Here is a 510-nt window from a genome sequence, read left to right on the forward strand (position 1 = left end):
CCCGCCGGTACGCGGCGGTGTCCGGGGACCGCAACCCCATCCACACCTCACGGCTGGCGGCGAAGGCCTTCGGGTTCCCCCGCACCATCGCCCACGGCATGTACACCGCCGCGCGGGCCCTGGCCGCCGTCGGCCCCGCCCGCGGCGAGGCGTACCGGTGGGACGTGCAGTTCGCCAAGCCCGTCGTCCTGCCCACCACCGTCGCCGTGCGGGTCGCCCCCGACGGCGACGGGTACGGCTACCAGGTGTGGAACCGCCGCACCGGCCGACCCCACCTCACCGGCCACGTCACCCCCCACCAGCCCTGACCTGACCCACCACCTACCCACGCCCCCCGGACCCGCCCCACCCAGCCCTACCTGACCCGCCCTGGCCCACCACCCACCAGCGCCCGCGCCCGCGCCCGCGGCCGCGAGATCGTGAGTTTCGCTCGAGAACGTGAACTCAAAGTCACGATCTCGGCAGAAACTCACGTTCTCGCCGACGGCGCGGGGCTCGGGCGGGGGGGCG

The 510-nt window shown here is 75.1% G+C and carries 1 protein-coding gene; it reads left to right on the forward strand.

Annotated elements, in window-relative coordinates:
- Positions 1-308 (forward strand): MaoC/PaaZ C-terminal domain-containing protein (locus N869_RS16005; RefSeq protein WP_035063388.1); only part of this gene is annotated, 308 nt, incomplete at its 5' end.
- Between the last annotated feature and the right edge of the window lie 202 nt (positions 309-510).

Origin of the sequence: Cellulomonas bogoriensis 69B4 = DSM 16987 (genome assembly GCF_000767165.1) — a bacterium.
Lineage (GTDB): Bacteria > Actinomycetota > Actinomycetes > Actinomycetales > Cellulomonadaceae > Actinotalea > Actinotalea bogoriensis.